The 17,267-nt window shown below is 43.9% G+C and carries 14 protein-coding genes; 10 read left to right on the forward strand and 4 right to left on the reverse strand.

Going from position 1 to position 17,267, the window contains the following annotated elements; translation table 11 throughout:
* Nucleotides 1-63 precede the first annotated feature (63 nt).
* A complete protein-coding gene (locus AC503W_RS02480; protein ID WP_427688593.1) occupies nt 64-1,812 on the forward strand; it encodes an ABC transporter ATP-binding protein in 1,749 nt (582 codons plus the stop codon).
* Complete coding sequence (locus AC503W_RS02485) at nt 1,787-3,568, forward strand: ABC transporter ATP-binding protein (RefSeq protein WP_427688595.1); 1,782 nt, start codon at nt 1,787-1,789, stop codon at nt 3,566-3,568. The genes AC503W_RS02480 and AC503W_RS02485 overlap by 26 nt, the downstream gene beginning before the upstream one ends.
* A 57-nt stretch (nt 3,569-3,625) precedes the next feature.
* On the opposite strand, the gene AC503W_RS02490 is transcribed toward AC503W_RS02485, so the two are convergent.
* Nucleotides 3,626-4,354: a MerR family transcriptional regulator gene (locus AC503W_RS02490; RefSeq protein WP_427688597.1), complete on the reverse strand. Its 729-nt coding sequence runs from the start codon at nt 4,352-4,354 to the stop codon at nt 3,626-3,628.
* A 341-nt stretch (nt 4,355-4,695) separates the two neighbouring features.
* On the opposite strand from AC503W_RS02490, the gene AC503W_RS02495 reads away from it, so the two are divergent.
* From AC503W_RS02495 to AC503W_RS02530, 8 genes are all read left to right on the forward strand, one after another.
* On the forward strand, nt 4,696-6,744 hold the full coding sequence (locus AC503W_RS02495) for a carbon starvation CstA family protein (RefSeq protein WP_427688599.1): 2,049 nt from the start codon (nt 4,696-4,698) through the stop codon (nt 6,742-6,744).
* Between the two features lie 19 nt (nt 6,745-6,763).
* Nucleotides 6,764-6,967, forward strand: coding sequence for a YbdD/YjiX family protein (locus AC503W_RS02500; protein ID WP_402871969.1), 204 nt, complete (start codon nt 6,764-6,766; stop codon nt 6,965-6,967).
* A gap of 252 nt (nt 6,968-7,219) precedes the next feature.
* Nucleotides 7,220-8,434, forward strand: coding sequence for an ammonium transporter (locus AC503W_RS02505; RefSeq protein WP_402871966.1), 1,215 nt, complete (start codon nt 7,220-7,222; stop codon nt 8,432-8,434).
* Nucleotides 8,435-8,448: 14 nt separating this feature from the next.
* The gene (locus AC503W_RS02510; RefSeq protein WP_402871963.1) at nt 8,449-8,808 is read left to right on the forward strand and encodes a P-II family nitrogen regulator; all 360 of its coding nucleotides are present in this window, start codon (nt 8,449-8,451) and stop codon (nt 8,806-8,808) included.
* Nucleotides 8,809-8,832: 24 nt separating this feature from the next.
* Entirely contained in the window at nt 8,833-9,009 is a 177-nt protein-coding gene (locus tag AC503W_RS02515) for a hypothetical protein (RefSeq protein ID WP_402871960.1), read from the forward strand.
* 337 nt (nt 9,010-9,346) lie between these two features.
* Nucleotides 9,347-9,997 (forward strand): LytTR family DNA-binding domain-containing protein, encoded by a 651-nt coding sequence (locus AC503W_RS02520; protein WP_402871957.1) that lies wholly within the window; start codon nt 9,347-9,349, stop codon nt 9,995-9,997.
* A gap of 130 nt (nt 9,998-10,127) precedes the next feature.
* A complete protein-coding gene (gene scpC, locus AC503W_RS02525; protein ID WP_402871954.1) occupies nt 10,128-11,654 on the forward strand; it encodes a succinyl-CoA:acetate CoA-transferase ScpC in 1,527 nt (508 codons plus the stop codon).
* Nucleotides 11,655-12,015: 361 nt separating this feature from the next.
* Nucleotides 12,016-13,122: an AI-2E family transporter gene (locus AC503W_RS02530; protein WP_402871952.1), complete on the forward strand. Its 1,107-nt coding sequence runs from the start codon at nt 12,016-12,018 to the stop codon at nt 13,120-13,122.
* A 56-nt stretch (nt 13,123-13,178) separates the two neighbouring features.
* Here AC503W_RS02530 and AC503W_RS02535 read toward each other — a convergent pair whose 3' ends face one another.
* The 3 genes from AC503W_RS02535 to AC503W_RS02545 all read right to left on the reverse strand — a co-directional run bounded on the left by AC503W_RS02535 (nt 13,179) and on the right by AC503W_RS02545 (nt 17,257).
* The gene (locus AC503W_RS02535; protein WP_402871949.1) at nt 13,179-14,597 is read right to left on the reverse strand and encodes an NAD-dependent succinate-semialdehyde dehydrogenase; all 1,419 of its coding nucleotides are present in this window, start codon (nt 14,595-14,597) and stop codon (nt 13,179-13,181) included.
* 284 nt (nt 14,598-14,881) lie between these two features.
* Nucleotides 14,882-16,150 carry a dicarboxylate/amino acid:cation symporter gene (locus AC503W_RS02540; RefSeq protein WP_402871946.1) on the reverse strand — a complete coding sequence of 423 codons (1,269 nt, stop codon included), beginning with the start codon at nt 16,148-16,150 and terminating at the stop codon, nt 14,882-14,884.
* A 186-nt stretch (nt 16,151-16,336) separates the two neighbouring features.
* Nucleotides 16,337-17,257, reverse strand: a complete 921-nt coding sequence (locus AC503W_RS02545) for a ketopantoate reductase family protein (RefSeq protein WP_427651306.1) — start codon at nt 17,255-17,257, stop codon at nt 16,337-16,339.
* Between the last annotated feature and the right edge of the window lie 10 nt (nt 17,258-17,267).

Genomic DNA, 17,267 nt, shown 5'->3' on the forward strand with positions numbered 1-17,267 from the left:
ATAAAAATGTATAATGAAAAGATAAAAATATTACCTACATATGAAGATTGAAGGGTGTCGTAGATGAAAAAACTGTTTTCGTTCCTTAAACCATATCGTCTCTTCATCGCTCTTGCTTTATTTTTAATGTTAGTCGAGCTCGGTGTTGAGCTATTACAGCCACTCTTCATTGCAAAAATCATTGATGATGGCATTTTACAAAAAGACCTTTCCGTCGTGATAAAGTGGGGAGCGATCATGGTCGGCCTGTCGATATTTTCTTTCCTTGGCGGAATCGTCAATTCCTTTACAGCTTCTCATGTGAGCCAAAGTTTTGGACATGAAGTAAGGAAAAATCTCTTCGGCAAAATCCAGGCCTTTTCTTTTGCCAATTTAAACAACATCCCGACCTCTTCCTTGATCACCCGGATGACGAATGATGTGACGCAGCTTCAGAATACGGTATTTATGGGATTGCGTATCATGGCAAGGGCACCGCTGATTGTCATTGGGGGCACAATCATGGCGATAACGGTCAATCTGAAGTTATCCCTTGTATTGATCATTTCGATTCCCGTTCTCGTGCTGTTCCTGGGATGGGTCATGAAACGTGCGGCAAAGCTGTTTCGACTTGTCCAAAAAAGGCTGGATAACGTCAATAGTGTCATGCGGGAAAATTTGATTGGGATGAGGTTGATCAAAGCATTTCTTCGTAAGGGTCATGAAATCGGCCGGTTTGACGGGGCAAACGATGAATTGAAAAAGAAGACCGTCCAATCGCTTCGCTTGATTGAAACGACGATGCCCGTGCTGATGCTGGTCATGAACGTGGCGATCCTTGTAGTCCTTTGGTTCGGTAGCGGCTATATCTCGACGGGAGATATCAAGGTCGGGGAAGTCGTGGCGATTGTCAATTATGCCACAAGAATCGCAGGCTCCTTATCGGTCTTTTCTTGGTTGATCATGGTCTTGTCCCGAGCAAAAGCGTCAGCGGACCGCGTGACCGAAATTTTCGAGACGCCCATTGATCTCGATGATGGTAGGGTGGAAAGCAGGGGGGACCTTATCAAAGAGGGGCATATCGAGTTCCAGGATGTGTCATTCCGCTATCCTGGCGGAGATGAACAGGTATTGAAACACTTGAATTTCACCGTCGAAGCGGGACAAACTCTCGCGATCATCGGTGCGACTGGGTCGGGGAAAACCTCCCTATTTCAGCTCATTCCACGTTTATTCGAAGTGGAGAGTGGAGCAATCACGATAGATGGACAGGATGTGAGGGACATTCCTCTGGACTCACTCCGAAAAAGGATTGGCTACGTGCCACAGGAAGCGATGCTATTTTCCGGGTCCATCCAGACCAATATCGCCTGGGGGAAAGAAGACGCGTCACTGGAGGAAATCATGATAGCGGCCCAACATGCCCAAATCCATGAAACGGTAATGAGACTGCCAAAGCAATATGAAACGCGGCTAGGACAAAAAGGAGTGAATCTCTCAGGTGGGCAAAAGCAACGGCTATCGGTTGCGAGGGCATTGGTCCGCAGGCCGAAGATCCTCCTTTTGGATGACAGCACAAGCGCCTTGGATCTAAATACGGAAAGTAGGCTGCTTACGGCATTGGAATCCTATACGTGCACGACGCTCATCATTACGCAAAAAATAAGTACAGCGATGAAAGCCGATAAAATCTTATTGCTTGAAGATGGCGAGGTACTCGCGGAAGGCAAGCATGATGAGTTGAGTAAAACGAATGCCCTTTATCGGAAAATCGTTGCATCACAATATGGGGAGGAGGAGATTTCCTATGAAACGAAAAACGTCTCCCGCTAAAAAGCCGTCCAATTCTGCAGGCACGGTCAAACGGATCCTCCCTTATTTAACGACGAATAGAAGTATGCTCGTCATGGTCCTGTTCATGGTCCTGGTCAGTTCAGTGTTAGGACTGCTTGGTCCATTTCTTGTCGGAATGGCCATCGACGATTATATCGTCACGAAGGACAGCGATGGTTTGATCAATCTGCTGTTTGGGCTCCTTGCGGTTTATGTGTTCTATTCACTGTCCATGTGGCTACAAAACTATTGGATGATCGGGATTGCCCAGGATACGGTTTATCTGATGCGCAACCAGCTGTTCAAGAAGCTCCAGCAGCTGCCGATTCCCTTTTTTGACCGTCGCCAGCATGGGGAACTGATGAGCCGGGTCACGAATGATATTGAAAATGTCAGCTCTACATTGAACAGTTCGGTCATTCAAATCTTTTCAAGCGTCCTGACTCTTGTTGGGACACTGGCTGTCATGCTGTATTTGAGTCCATTACTGACGATTCTAACCCTTTTCATTGTCCCGCTTATGTTCTTTGGGTTGAAATGGATTACGAACCGGACAGGCAGGCTTTTCAAGGAACAGCAGAAAAACCTGGGTGAATTGAATGGATTCATTGAAGAAACAATTTCCGGACAGCGCATCGTGAAGGCCTTTTCACAGGAAGAAAAAGTGATTCGTGATTTTATCACCCGCAGTGAGAACTTGAAAAAAGCCGGTTATTGGTCTCAATCCTATTCGGGATTGATACCGAAGCTGATGAATTTATTGAATAACTTAAGCTTCATCGTGATTGCTGCTGTCGGTGGCTATTTGGCCTTGGAAGGAATGGGTGGGGTCACCATTGGCGTGATTGTCATCTTCACCGAGTATTCCAGGCAATTCACGCGTCCGCTCAATGACTTGGCTAACCAGTTCAATACCCTGCTTTCGGCTGTCGCTGGTGCTGAGCGGGTATTCTCGATCCTGGATGAAGAGGAAGAGGGCGTGGATGAGAAAGATGCGGGTGAACTACGGGACATCTGTGGAGAGGTTGATTTCGAAGGGGTGTTCTTTTCCTATGATGATGACGATCAAACAATCAACGATATTAGTTTCCATGCTGAAAAAGGAGAGACCATTGCATTAGTCGGTCCGACCGGTGCGGGTAAAACGACGATCATTAATCTGCTCGCCCGGTTTTATGAACCGAACAGTGGCAGGATCCTGGTCGATGGACAAGATATCCAACACGTAACGAGGGCGAGCCTCCGTAAACATATGGGATTCGTTTTACAGGATTCCTTTCTATTTCAAGGAACAATTCGTGAAAATATCCGTTATGGCCGTTTGGAAGCCATGGATATGGAGGTAGTGGAAGCGGCCAAACTTGCCAATGCACATACCTTTATCATGAAACTGCCCAATCAATATGATACGGTTTTGACCCAAGATGGCAGTGGAATCAGCCAGGGGCAACGACAGCTCCTTTCAATTGCGAGGGCGATTTTAGCCGATCCGATTCTTTTGATTTTGGATGAGGCGACAAGCAGTATTGATACGATCACCGAAATCAAAATACAGGAGGCGTTACATCGATTGATGAAGGGGCGAACAAGTTTCGTCATTGCGCATCGACTGAATACGATTCAGCAAAGCGATCAAATACTGGTATTGGATGAGGGGAGAATCATCGAAAAAGGGTCCCATTCCGAGTTATTGAAGCAAAAAGGTTTCTATGCTGAACTTCATCGCGGTTCCTTAAATGGAAATCACACGGGATGAAAAAAAATGTGTGCCTCTTGGCGCACATTTTTTTTAGTTGGTCCAAAAAACTGGAACCTATGGGGTACATTCCGTTACCGAGGCAATTGCCTCATCCAAGAAGGTCAGCACATCTTCGTTTATCGGATACAAACCTGCGGAAGCGGATCCTTCCTTGGACTTTCGAATTTCCCAGAATTTCTCCTCAAGCTCTTTGTTTCCCTGAAATACCAACTCGGACAGCAGGAGGGAATCTTCGGCAATGAGCCGTCCTTCTTCCGATAAGGGGGAAACGCCCTTTTCAAGGGACCATTCGATTCTCTTCATGAGATTGATCCATTGCTTCATGCTGATATCATTTTGTTCCATTTTGGGTAGTTTATTGATGGTTTTCTGTTCTTCCTCGTTGAAGTGTGACCCTCGATTATGCTCTTTTCTTTTGAATAATGGAAGCAGTAACTCCCAATTGAATTCTCCTTCGATTTCGATACTGTTTAATAAAGTCTGGATGTTCTTTAATGTATTTTCCTCTTCTTTTATATCGGATTGTATTTGTTGTTGGTGCTGGAGAAGTAATTCTTTGAAGGATTCTTTATTCAATACGGTTTTGATATCGTCCAATGAAAAAGAAAGGGCTTTAAGCAGGCAGATTTTCTCAAGTCGCTTCAGGTCATTGGCCGAGTAATATCTGCGGCCATTGGCGTGCCTGTATTCAGGCGTTAATAATTGAATCTGGTCATAGTAACGGATGGTTCTTATCGTCACATTCGCTCGCTTAGACAATTGTCCAACGGTCAAAAATTCCATTGTCATACCTCCCATTCGTTCATCAGCTCAGGTGATGGCTAAACTTTCCTTTTTATTATAGCGGAATAGGCGATAGGAATTAAATAGGTAGTATGGAAATAAACGTTAAAAACGGAGTCTGGACGTAGGGGGAGGAAGTCTGGGTAGTCTGAAAAAATCGTAACGGTACATGCCGTGCTATTAATTTCGGCTAGTGAAGAAAACCTATTGCTTATTAACCATAAAATGACATATAATTCAGAATATATACAAAATTAACGTTGTTTAGTCGTTTTAAGGAGGCTGTGGAAAACGTTCAGGCACAATAATTAGTAAATACAATGGGGTAGGAGATGAAAAAAATGAAAGCGCTTAAATCAGTTATTCTTTGGGGAATCATCTCTGCGTTGGGAGCCGTGAGCTTCGGTGTTGTCGCCTTAAATCGCGGGGAAAGCATTAATGCTATGTGGATTGTTACGGCTGCTCTCTGTGTCTATTCGATTGCTTATCGCTTTTATAGTAAATTTATCGCACAGAAAGTATTCGAGCTTGATGATAAACGTAAGACTCCAGCTGAATTGAATAATGATGGTAAGGACTATGTACCGACGAATAAATGGGTACTGTTTGGTCATCATTTTGCAGCGATTGCTGGGGCAGGGCCACTTGTAGGGCCTATCTTAGCGGCACAGATGGGGTATCTGCCGGGCACGCTATGGCTTGTGGTGGGTGTCGTTTTGGCCGGTGCGGTACAGGATTTCGTCATTCTCTTCGGATCGATGCGCCGAAATGGTAAATCGCTTGGTGAAATGATAAAAGAAGAAATCGGTCCCGTCACAGGATTCATTGCCATGCTAGGGATTTTTGGCATCATGGTCATTTTATTGGCCGTGCTTGCGCTAGTAGTCGTGAAGGCCTTGGTAGGAAGCCCTTGGGGGATGTTCACGATTGCTTCGACCATACCTATTGCCGTCCTTATGGGTGTTTACATGCGGTATATCAGGCCTGGACGAGTCGGGGAAGGATCCATCATCGGGATTATCCTGTTGATGCTTGCTTTGTACTTCGGACGTTTTGTAGCGGAAAGTGCAACATTGGCTCCCATGTTTACATACTCAGGTGAAACGATTGCCATCCTCTTGATTGTGTATGGTTTTGTTGCTTCTGTGCTACCGGTTTGGATGCTTTTGGCTCCGCGGGATTATCTAAGTACCTTCTTGAAAATCGGTACGATCATCGCTCTTGCACTAGGCATCTTCATCGTCATGCCTAATCTTGAAATGCCTGCGGTCACGCAGTTCATTGATGGAACGGGGCCGGTTTTCTCGGGTAACCTATTCCCATTTTTATTCATCACGATTGCATGTGGGGCGGTGTCAGGATTCCATGCGCTCGTTTCATCGGGTACGACGCCTAAGATGATCGAACGTGAATCTCATGCACGTCCAATCGGATATGGAGCCATGCTGACTGAGTCATTCGTGGCCATCATGGCGATGGTAGCGGCCTGCGTATTAACACCGGGTATTTACTTTGCTATTAATAGTCCGGGTGCTGTCATTGGGACGGAGCCGGCTCAGGTTGCGACGACGATATCTGATTGGGGATTTGTCTTGACGCCTGATATGATTACGGACCTTGCCGATGATGTCGGGGAGGAAACGATATTATCCCGTACTGGAGGAGCTCCCACATTTGCGATTGGGATGGCGCATATTTTCTCACAAGTAGTCGGGGGTGCTTCCTTGATGGCGTTTTGGTATCATTTCGCGATACTATTCGAGGCACTGTTCATCTTGACGACGATTGATGCCGGTACCCGGGTGGGCCGTTTCATGATTCAAGATATTATCGGTACTTTTTATAAACCATTCGCGCAAACGAATAAATGGGTGCCGAACATCATCGCGACAGCCATTTGTGTTCTAGGGTGGGGATACTTCCTGTACCAGGGGGTCATTGATCCGCTTGGAGGAATCAATACACTATGGCCATTGTTCGGGATTGCGAATCAAATGCTATCTGCGATTGCGTTACTGCTTGGTACGACCGTCTTGTTCAAGATGGGCAAGAAAGCGTACACATGGGTCACACTTTTACCGACGACCTTTATATTAATTGCGACGATGACAGCGGGTTGGCAAAAGCTATTCCACGAAAACCCTGCAATTGGCTTTTTGGCGCATAAGGACAAATTCAAGGCTGCCTATGATGCAGGAGAGGTCCTTGCTCCGGCGGCGAATTTAGCGGAAATGAAACGAGTCATCTTCAATGATTATTTAGATGCAGCCCTTTGTGCCTTCTTTATGATCGTGGTCATCACTGTCTTGATTTCCGCGGTACGATTATGGATCAAAATCATCAAAAATGAAAAAATTGACATGCATGAATCTCCTTATATATCAAGGTGATAATGGAGGGAAGGAAACCATGTTAAAAAAAATTACCCGGATTCTTAGCTACCGAAAGCAATTCATTAGTCTACTTGTCGGAGTTCCTAGTTATGAAACGTATGTAGCCCATATGAAGCTGGAACATCCTGATAAAACGATTAAGACAAGGAAAGAGTTCTTCTGCGAAGCGCAGGACGAAAGGTATAATGCTAAGGATGGGAAGGTATCACGCTGTTGCTAGTCATATAGTTAGGAGGGGCCCTTATTATTAGGGCCCTTTTTTGTGCGGATTTTATAAGAAGAGTATGAAAGTATGTGAGGAAAGGACTAAGAATCTATTTTGTACCGTTCGGTTTCCGGTGCTTATTACATAGAATTCTCAAAAAAAGTAAATAAAGTTGTTGAATTTTTAGAAAATTAAGTATATGATAAATTACATCACATAACAATGTTATATAACATAACATATTAAAAATTTAAGGGGGAAAAACAAATGCAGATGGCAGATTCGGTATTCATGTTTTTAGCGACAATGATGGTTTGGCTTATGACTCCAGGAATTGCCCTATTTTATGGAGGGATGGTAAAAAGCAAGAATGTCCTCAATACGGCAATGCATAGTTATATGCCACTCGCTGTCATTTCTATTCTTTGGGTGCTGGTTGGGTATTCATTATCCTTCTCACCAGGAAATACTCTCCTAGGCGGTCTGGATTGGGTAGGTTTAAAGGATGTCGGCTTCGCTCCTGGCCCATACAGCGACACAATTCCTCATAGTTTATTCATGCTATTCCAAATGACATTCGCAGTATTGACCGTTTCCATTATCGCAGGCGGGATCGCTGAACGAATGAAATTTTCCGCTTTCTTAATTTTCACCATTCTTTGGTCTTTATTCGTATACGCACCCGTTGCTCACTGGGTATGGGGAGGCGGCTGGTTAGCTGAACTTGGTACACTTGATTTCGCCGGCGGTAACGTCGTTCATATCTCTTCAGGTGTTGCTGGTTTAGTGTTGGCTATCATGTTGGGGAAAAGGAAGGAATCAGGAAACAGTGCCCCGCATAATCTACCTTTAACATTCCTTGGTGGATCGTTGATCTGGTTTGGCTGGTACGGTTTTAATGTCGGCAGTGCCTTGACGATCGATGCAGTGGCGATGAATGTTTTCGTGAATACGGCTGTTGCAGCTGCGGCTGGTATCATTGGCTGGTTAATCGTTGAGTACATGACAAATAAGAAGGCAACCTTGCTTGGTGCAGTATCGGGTGCCATTTCTGGATTGGTGGCCATTACACCAGCCTGTGGGTTCGTGACGACAGCATCTTCCATCCTGATTGGGGTCATTGGCGGAGCGGTTTGTTACTGGGGTGTATTCTTCCTTAAAAACAAATTGGGCTATGATGATGCACTTGATGCTTTCGGCTTACATGGCATTGGAGGCACTTGGGGTGGAATCGCGACGGGATTATTCGCGACTACTTCGGTGAATGAAGGGGGAGCCAACGGTTTGTTCTACGGAGACTTCAACCTACTTTGGAAACAAGTTGTAGCGATTATCGCCACATATATCTTCGTGGCTGTAGTCACGTATATCATCGCAAAAGTCATTAGCTTGTTCGTTCCATTACGTGTCAGCGAAGAAGATGAAACAACGGGGCTCGATCTTACACTCCACGGTGAAAAGGCCTATCACGAATCAATTTAAAGGAGGGAATTCATATGTCTCAGGTATTGACGAAAATCGAAATCATTACGCGGCCAATCAAGTTTGAACAGTTCAAAGAGGAGTTGGCGAAGATTGGTGTCAGTGGTATCACGGTGTCAGATGCGAAAGGTACTGGGCTACAGAAGAGTTATGTCGAAACATATCGAGGCCGAAATCGGGAAATATCCTTACATGACCGAATGAAAATAGAGATTGTAGTATGTGAAGTCCCCGTTCAAGATGTAGTGGATGTTGCCAGGAAATTCTTAAGCACTGGAAAACCTGGAGACGGAAAGATCTTCATCTATGAATTAGCCAATGTGGTGAATATCCGGACAGGAAAAGAAGGGCACGATGCATTAAAGAACGACTGAGGAAAACATTAAAGGAGGGGACAGATGGGCAAGTTGATTGAGATTGTTTCCAGGAAAAAGCAAAAGATCGTGACTGAACTGATATCCGAAAACATTTACCAACCTACCGACAGGTCTTATTTATTAGAATTACCATTGAAGAATTTAGAATCAATCTTACTTCTCCGAACCAATTCCCCGTCTAAAAAAGCAGATGTCTAAGTTAGGAAGCCGTTTCTTCTATAAAAAGAGGAACGGTTTTTCCTGTGTTTTAGAGATAGTGGCAAACCTTTTCGGCAGCGTATTTGAATAGTTTATATCCTGGAAGTGAATTTTATAATAGAAGGACGGATTTTTTATTGGTTCCACCATAGAAATTGGTGGGAGTACCCACTATAATGAAAATGGGACAGGTAATTTAAATCCTGTTTTCTGGCTTTTTTCGACGATTTTCGCTTATTTACTTCCATTTTTCATTAATATGGGAAAAATCAGAAGAAAGTCTTTTTCTTTAGAGTGAAAATAATCAATCAATATGTTCTTTATGGGGTGGGGAAAAATGGATCAATTTACGGTTAAATCCGTTTTAAATATCATTAGTGAGTTTGTTCCAAAAAACGCTTCGATTGCAGTGGCTGATTCTGAGCAGTTTATCTATTATCAACCAAGCAAGCAAATCGATGTCGGGATTAAACCTGGAGATTTAATAAGTGAAGGGACGGCCGCTTTCAAGGCATTGCAGAGCCGGAAGAAAATTGCTGTGCAAGTTGAAAGTGATGTATTTGGCGTCCCGTATTATGGTTTGAGCGTTCCCATCCTGGAAGGTGAAAATCCAATGGGCGCCGTGACAGCCATCCTTCCCTCCAAGCCGTTCGTGTTGCCGACTTCCTTTTTAACCGTCAAGACGGAAGACAGATGGATTCCGCTTCCTTATGAGGAAATCATGTTTTTAGAAGCTCAAAATAGGAAGACAAGGATCCAGTCTGAACGCGTGAGTGGTTTCCATAAATTGAATTTAAGTGAATTGGAGTTCGTTTTACCAAGTGAAATGTTTATTCGGGTGCACCGTTCCTATATTGTCAACATTCATTTCATTGAGGAAATCTTGCCTGACTTTCACTCTACATTCTTGCTTGTGATGAAGGATCATTCGAAAATTCAAGTTAGCCAAACGTACGCAAGTCAGTTCCGAAGAGCACTTGGTTTTTAGAGTTTCTGTTTCGTGTAATAAAAATGCTGTTTTATGCTCCTTTTAAGGCTTTTCATTCATAAAAGAATGTGACAATTACACGTACTTGATAAAATTAGGTGTAAGAAAAGCGAAAATGGGGGTCTTTTGTATGAACGAAAGCGTTTTCAAAAAAATCCGCAATGAGCAACTTAAGGGGAAAGTTGTCACTGCAGAAGAAGCTGCTTCATGGATTAAAGATGGTATGAAACTAGGTATGAGTGGATTTACTCGTGCTGGTGATGCGAAAGTTATTCCAATGGCTCTAGTTGAAAGAGCGAAAACTGAAAAATTCAAAGTTGACGTATATACAGGTGCATCCTTAGGACCTGAAGTCGACCAACATATGGCGGAAGCCGGACTCATAAATAAACGTTTACCATTCCAAGCGGATAAAGGTATTCGTAATAAAATCAATGCTGATGAAATCACTTATGTCGACCAACATCTATCTCATACGGCTGAATTAGTTCGTCAAGGGATTGTTGGACCAATCGACTTTGCTATCATCGAAGCAGTGGCTATCACAGAAGACGGATTAATCATTCCGACAACTTCTGTAGGTAACTCAGCTATCTTCGTACAAGAAGCGAAGAATGTCATCATCGAATTAAACGTGTCTCATCCAGAAGGATTAGAAGGCATGCATGATATATATTTACCAGCTCAACAAGGTGAGCGCCAACCGATTCCATTGACGAGTGCAAGTGATCGTATTGGTTCGATCGGTATTCCTGTTGATCCTGAAAAAGTGAAAGGAATTGTTGTGGCAACAGTTACGGATGCACCTTCTACAATCGTGCCTCCTGATGAAGAGACTGCTGTCATGGCCAATCACCTTACTAACTTCCTTCGCGAAGAAATCAAGGCTGGTCGTTTAACTGAATCACTTGCACCACTTCAATCAGGTGTAGGTTCCGTTGCAAACGCCGTATTGAATGGTTTAATTGATTCTGAATTCAAAGATTTAGAAGTATACTCTGAAGTGTTACAAGATGCAGTATTCGATCTTATCGATGCTGGAAAAGTTAAATTCGCTTCAGGTTGCTCCATTACTTTGGCTGAAGAAAAAGGTAAGCAAGTATATGGCGAACTTGATAAATATCGTGATAAACTCGTTCTTCGTCCACAAGAAATTTCTAACCACCCGGAAGTCATCCGTCGTCTTGGTTTGATTTCTATCAACACTGCGTTAGAATGCGACATTTACGGAAACGTAAATTCAACACATGTTTCTGGTACAAGAATGATGAATGGTATCGGTGGTTCTGGAGACTATGCTCGTAATGCACGCTTGGGTATCTTCGTAACGAAGTCCTATGCAAAAGGCGGCAAAATCTCAAGTATCGTTCCTTTCGTATCTCACGTTGACCACACTGAGCATGATGTGGATGTTATCGTTACAGAACAAGGTTACGCTGATTTACGCGGTCTAGCACCAAAAGAACGTGTACATGCAATCATTGAAAACTGTGCACATCCGGATTACCGTCAACAACTTCGTGATTATTTCAACGAAGCTGTCGCTCTAACTGGTGGACACCAAACACCGCATGTTCTTGAAAAAGCATTCTCTTGGTATACAAACCTTGCCAAGAACGGTACAATGCTTGAAGCTACTCTTCAAGATCAAAAATAAGAAGATGGACCCCGCTCATTGCAGCGGGGTTTTTTTGTTTGCTGAGATGGGGTTTGACCGATAAAGTGCTGGATTTGACTGATAAATAGGTTGAATAGACCGATAAAAGCCAAGTTTGACCGATATATTGATCGTTTTGACCGATAAAAGGGTTTCCCGCTCTAAAAGACTGCCTTGAGAAGGATGATTTTTTACCAATGTAAATCCTGGAATTCATTGAAATAAATTTTATACAGAATTTTACGTTGTGGTAATGGAAGTATGGTAAACTTCTATCAATGATAGGTAGCATTATAAAATTTTACATACATAATGGATCATCTTTCTTTAGAAAAAGAAGAGTTATATAGGAGGAGATAACTTGTTCAAGGCTAAACTGCATTTTTGGACATTAGAGCTATTGCTATTGTCCGTGTTATTTTATGTGGGGACGAAGATTTCGTTTCTTTTTGAACCAATCGTAATTTTCACTTCAACTTTGTTCTTTCCAATACTCATTTCCGGTTTTCTTTATTTCTTGTTCAATCCGACGGTCGATTTGCTCGTGAAAAGGAGAGTGCCGAGGGGATTGGCGATTTTATTGCTGTATGTGATATTCCTTGGTCTAGTAAGTTTATTGGTCGGTCTTGTCGGCCCGTCCCTTTCACGTCAGGTCACGGATTTGATTAATAACCTTCCTGATTATTTTAATCAATCAAGAACGTTCATCGAAGATTTATCCAAATCAAGATGGTTCATGTGGACGATGGAACAGGATTATGTGTCTTTGAAAGAAGTGGGAGATTCCCTTCAAAGATACTTGACGGACCTACCGGGCAATATTACTAAAAGTCTGTCTTCTGTATTCAGCGTTGTCACGAATATAACCTTGGTAGTCGTAACGGTTCCATTCATCCTGTTTTATATGTTGAAGGATGGCGATAAGCTACCAAGCTCCATCATGAAATTTGTACCGGTCCGTTATCACAAACCGGCATTATCCGTTCTTAAGGAAACGGGGGAGACCCTTACGACATACATACAGGGGCAAATGCTAGTCTGCTTATTTGTTGGAATTGGGACGTTCGTGGGGTATTTAATCATTGATTTGCCTTATGCCTTCCTGTTTGCATTGATAGGTGCCGTTACCAATATCATTCCCTATGTCGGCCCATTTATTGGAGCCGCTCCTGCAGTGATCGTGGCCTTGATTCATTCGCCGACACAGGCGCTTTTGGTCATAGTGGTCATCACGATTGTTCAGCAGTTGGACGGTAATGTCATTTCACCGCTGGTCATCGGGAAAAAGCTAAATACGCATCCGTTAACCATCATCATCCTTTTATTGGTTGCGGGAAACATCGCAGGCATCATTGGGATGATCCTGGCTGTACCGACTTATTCCGTCATTAAAACGATTGTATTGAATATCGTTAAGTTCATCAGGATCAGGAAAGAGGAAAAACTCGGGGAAGATTTAATTGAATGAAAAAACGGGATCGACTCTTTGAGAGTTGGTCCCGTTTTTTTTGTACCAATATTTGATTATAGGCCTAGTGATATATATTTGACCTCTAAAAACTCTTCAATCCCATGATGTCCGCCTTCGCGGCCAAGCCCACTTTGCTTGAATCCGCCGAATGGTGCCTGTGGAACCGAAGGGAGGCCATCGTTCAAGCCGACGATCCCGAATTCCAGGGCTTCGGTGACTTTAATGCCCCTTGAGATGTTCTCGGTGAAGACGTATGCTGCCAGCCCGAAAATCGAGTCGTTTGCACGTTGTACCGCTTCTTCATCTGTCTTGAAGGAAGCAATCGGTGCAAGTGGTCCGAATGTTTCTTCATTCATGCAAAGCATGCTATCGCTGACGTTGGAAAGGATGGTCGGTTCAAGGAAGAGTCCGCCAATCGATTTCCCACCAGCTTCGAGTTTGGCTCCGCTATTGATGGCTTCGTCAATTTGCTTTTGTACCTTTTCGACTGCACTTTGGTCAATAAGAGGTCCGATGTCGACGCCTTCTTCCAAACCGTTGCCCACTTTCAGTTCGTTCACTTTGGCAACAAGCTTCTCGATGAAGACGTCCTGGATGGATTCATGAACATAAATGCGGTTTGAACACACGCATGTTTGTCCGGCGTTCCGGAATTTCGAACTAATGATGCCCTCAACGGCTTTATCGAGGTCGGCATCTTCCAGAACGATGGCGGGAGCGTGGCCACCCAGCTCAAGCGATATCTTCTTCACGGTTTCGGCAGAGCCCTTCATTAAAGTTTTCCCGACTTCCGTTGAACCGGTGAAGGTCAATTTGCGAATCCGGGTATCTTGAAGCCAAGTTTCGCCGATTTCCGATGATTTACCTGTCACTACATTGATGACACCTTTTGGAATGCCTGCTTCTTCAGCCAATTCGGCCATTTTCAAGGCTGTAATCGGCGTCAGATTCGCGGGTTTAATGACAACCGTACAGCCGACGGCAAGTGCGGGTGCCACTTTTCGCGTAATCATCGCCGCCGGGAAATTCCATGGGGTAATGACGGCTACGACACCGACTGGTTGTTTGGTTACAAAAAGTCGCTTATTCGTAGTGGAGGCAGGAATCGTTTCCCCATACACCCGTTTTCCTTCTTCGGCAAACCAGGATAAAAATCCATTCGCATAGTTCATTTCCCCAAGGGCTTCTTTCAATGGTTTACCTTGTTCCTCTGTCATGATTCTAGCTAGTTCTTCTTTATTGTCGTCGATCAATTTATGCCATTTCCAGATCAAATCCGCACGTTCATAAACCGAGAGGGCAGCCCAATCAGTAAAGGCCGCATAAGCTGCATCGGCAGCTTTGGCTGCTTCCGTGGCTCCTCCTTTTGGGACAGTGGCGACAATTTCATCGGTTGCCGGGTTTTTCACTTCGATTTTTTCAAGTCCGTGATCGGACCATTCCCCATTAATGTATAATCCGTAATCTTTCATGATAAAACCTCCCGTTTCGTATTATTTTGTTCTTTATTTAGAGTGAATGTCTATAAGCTAATATCATCTGCTATATAAAAGTATAAACACTTTTCGGGAAATCTTAAATGAATATGATTGATAAGTTTTTAGAAATGGTGGTGGGTTCAGTCAATAGGGATAATAAAACGGAGTGATGAAGTGTTTCAAGGGACAGTAAGGAAGTAAGAATGCATATGGAAAAGAGGATAGATGCGGGCAGAGAGTTCTGCTTCCCATCTATCCTCTTTCTTAGTGTCCGTTCTTCATCGATCTGTGGAGGCGGCTACTTCATCCAAATTGTTGTAGTTTGAATGAGTTGGATCAAATTCGCCTTCTGTTTTAGAAATGACAACTGTAGCAACACTGTTTCCGATCAGGTTCGTGATGGCACGAGCTTCCGACATGAAGCGGTCGACCCCTAAAAGAAGTGCCATGCCTTCAACAGGAATCATCGGGAAAGCAGCCAATGTTGCCGCAAGGGTGATGAAACCGGATCCTGTTACACCTGCAGCCCCTTTAGATGTTAGCATCAGGATTCCAAGAAGGGTTATTTCCTGCCAGATGCTTAAATCCACGCCATAAGCTTGGGCGATGAAAATGGCCGCCATCGACAGGTAAATCGATGTGCCATCAAGGTTAAAGGAATAACCGGTCGGTACGACCAGCCCGACCACGGATTTTGAACATCCGTAATTCTCAAGCTTCTTCATCACACTTGGCAATGCGGATTCCGAAGAAGAAGTTCCCAATACCAATAGAAGTTCCTCTTTTAAATAAGCGATGAATTTGAATATGTTGAAGCCATAGAATTTTGCGATGCCCCCAAGGACGATGATGATGAATAATGCCATGGTAATATATACACTAGCCATTAATTGTCCTAAAGAACTTAGAGAACCAAGCCCGAACTTACCGATGGTATAGGCCATGGCCCCAAATGCCGCCAGGGGTGAAAACTTCATGATGATCCCAACGATGCCGAAGAAAATATCCGCTATATGTTGTAAGAAGGAGACGACAGGTTGTACTTTTGGTCCGATCATTGCCATGGAGATACCGAACAAGACGGCAAAGAACAGAATAGGAAGCAAGTCGCCACCGGCCATTGCAGCGACAGCATTGTCCGGGATGATATTGGAGATAAAGGCTATGGCACCGTGTTCTGTTTCCTCAGCAGCGGTTGTATATTGCGATACATCTCCGCCTTCCACTGAATCGATGTTAAATCCTTTACCCGGTCCTAACAGGTTGACCACGATAAGACCAATCGCAAGGGCAACGGTGGAAACGATTTCGAAGTAAAGGAGGGCTTTCCCACCGATACGACCCACTTTCTTCATGTCACCCATGCCGCCAATGCCGATAACGACGGTTAAGAATATGATGGGTGCGATGACCATTTTTATCATTTTAATAAACAAATCAGCTAAGATTTTCAGCTGTTCACCGAAAGCAGGGAATAAGAAACCGACTGTAATACCGAGAATGATACCTATGATGACTTGGACAGTTAGATTTTTTAATAGTTTCATACTGTATTCTCCTTTGTTATATGATAGCGCTTTCTTTAATTAACTATAGTGTAACAGAAGGAAGAGTCAGAATATTCTTTTGGTGATATTGTTCTTTTTGGTCTTTTTGGTCTTGGAAAGTGAGAGAGAGGGAGAAGAGAGGAGGAACAAGAAAGCACCAGTTTTAAAACTGGTGCCTAAGAAAAATCATTGTTCAAAAGGCTTGATGAGTGCGTAGAGGGTTTCAATCACAGGAAGTTGGATATGGGCATTTTTGGCGAGCCTTAGGGCACCCCCTTGTAAATGCTCGACTTCAAGGGATTGATTTTTCCGACGGTCCTGATGCATGGAGGAGGTAGCTTCGTCGGGTAAAGCGGCTATGTCCTCCAGTGCCTGAGCGACATTCCTTTCCGTCAATCCAATGCCATGAGCGTTAGCGAGCATCTGCATTTCCACAAGCGCCTTTTCCAGTACCCGGTTCGTTTCTGGATAGTTGCGTATGGTCCCTATGGGAAGATTGGATGCTGTTGTCACGCCGGAGAAAGCAGTAATGAACATATATTTAATCCATAGACGAATTAAGATGTTTTCTGTCCTGCTTGCTCCCATGATGGCTGAACTAACTGCTTGTTCAAACTCATCGCAGATCTCTTGTTGAGAGGGATGAAGCGGGCCATAAATTAAGTCATGGTTCCGGTTAGAGTGTACGACATGGCCTTTTTCGTTTAAGGTAGCGATAATGAAGGCACTTCCCCCTATGACGTTCGCTTCGCCCAGTTCATCCTGAAGTATGGAGATATGCTCGAGTCCATTTAAAAGGGGAAGAACCTTTGCCCCTTTATCGACCAGGACCTTCAAGTCAGGCAGCGCCCCTCTCAGGTGGAACCCTTTTACCGTTAGGAGGACCAAGTCAACTTGTTGTATGTCATGTACGTCCTCTGTGAATTGAAGTTCGTTAAACTCATAGTTTCCATGAGGGCTTGTTATGTTCAACCCTTGCTCTCTCAATTGTTGGGCTCGGTTTTTACGGACGACGAATTGAACCTGTTGTCCTGCTTGCTGTAGTCTACCTCCATAATAGGAACCAAGTGCACCGGCTCCGATAACGACTATCTTCAATATGTACACCTCGCTTCTG

The sequence above is a fragment of the Peribacillus suis genome (assembly GCF_059384845.1).

What these genes read in the sequence shown, in the direction of transcription:
- AC503W_RS02480 (WP_427688593.1), top strand. Translation starts at nt 64, where the DNA reads ATGAAAAAACTGTTTTCGTTCCTTAAACCATATCGTCTCTTCATCGCT.
- AC503W_RS02485 (WP_427688595.1), top strand. Translation starts at nt 1,787, where the DNA reads ATGAAACGAAAAACGTCTCCCGCTAAAAAGCCGTCCAATTCTGCAGGC.
- AC503W_RS02490 (WP_427688597.1), bottom strand. Translation starts at nt 4,354, where the DNA reads ATGGAATTTTTGACCGTTGGACAATTGTCTAAGCGAGCGAATGTGACG.
- AC503W_RS02495 (WP_427688599.1), top strand. Translation starts at nt 4,696, where the DNA reads ATGAAAGCGCTTAAATCAGTTATTCTTTGGGGAATCATCTCTGCGTTG.
- AC503W_RS02500 (WP_402871969.1), top strand. Translation starts at nt 6,764, where the DNA reads ATGTTAAAAAAAATTACCCGGATTCTTAGCTACCGAAAGCAATTCATT.
- AC503W_RS02505 (WP_402871966.1), top strand. Translation starts at nt 7,220, where the DNA reads ATGCAGATGGCAGATTCGGTATTCATGTTTTTAGCGACAATGATGGTT.
- AC503W_RS02510 (WP_402871963.1), top strand. Translation starts at nt 8,449, where the DNA reads ATGTCTCAGGTATTGACGAAAATCGAAATCATTACGCGGCCAATCAAG.
- AC503W_RS02515 (WP_402871960.1), top strand. Translation starts at nt 8,833, where the DNA reads ATGGGCAAGTTGATTGAGATTGTTTCCAGGAAAAAGCAAAAGATCGTG.
- AC503W_RS02520 (WP_402871957.1), top strand. Translation starts at nt 9,347, where the DNA reads ATGGATCAATTTACGGTTAAATCCGTTTTAAATATCATTAGTGAGTTT.
- scpC (WP_402871954.1), top strand. Translation starts at nt 10,128, where the DNA reads ATGAACGAAAGCGTTTTCAAAAAAATCCGCAATGAGCAACTTAAGGGG.
- AC503W_RS02535 (WP_402871949.1), bottom strand. Translation starts at nt 14,597, where the DNA reads ATGAAAGATTACGGATTATACATTAATGGGGAATGGTCCGATCACGGA.
- AC503W_RS02540 (WP_402871946.1), bottom strand. Translation starts at nt 16,150, where the DNA reads ATGAAACTATTAAAAAATCTAACTGTCCAAGTCATCATAGGTATCATT.